We start from the raw sequence: 354 nt of genomic DNA, 5'->3' as shown, positions 1-354 counted from the left end.
GCCAGCCGCAGGGCAGGCCGCCCACGTCCTTGAAATGCTCGCCGGTGTAGACGCCGAGCACGCCGGGCGCCGCCGCGGCCGCGGCCGTGTCGACCTTGTTCAGCCGGGCATGCGCATAGGCGCTGCGCACGAAGACGCCATAGGTCTGGCGCGGCAGCACGATGTCGTCGGTGTACTGGCCGCGGCCGGTCAGGAAGCGCGCGTCCTCGCGGCGCTTGACGCTCTGGCCGATGAAGCCGTCCTGGGGTGCATTCATGGTTCAGCCCTCCATCGCCGTCTTGCCGGCCTGCACGGCCCGCACGATGTTCTGGTAGCCCGTGCAGCGGCACAGATTGCCTTCCAGGCCCTCGCGGA

The 354-nt window shown here is 70.3% G+C and carries 1 protein-coding gene and 1 pseudogene; both read right to left on the bottom strand.

Annotated elements, in window-relative coordinates; all coding sequences use genetic code 11:
- Window positions 1-256 (bottom strand): annotated as a pseudogene (locus tag ACLZOT_RS50720) (xanthine dehydrogenase family protein molybdopterin-binding subunit); the annotation flags it as partial.
- Between the two features lie 3 nt (window positions 257-259).
- Window positions 260-354, bottom strand: a 95-nt coding sequence (locus ACLZOT_RS50715; RefSeq protein ID WP_416976084.1) for a 2Fe-2S iron-sulfur cluster-binding protein, incomplete at its 5' end; no start/stop codon positions are given.

The sequence above is a fragment of the Streptomyces sp. 4F14 genome (genome assembly GCF_048159485.1).
Classification (GTDB): domain Bacteria; phylum Actinomycetota; class Actinomycetes; order Streptomycetales; family Streptomycetaceae; genus Streptomyces.
Note: the sequence above shows the minus strand (reverse complement) of the source record. Positions and strands in the feature narration are given on the sequence as shown.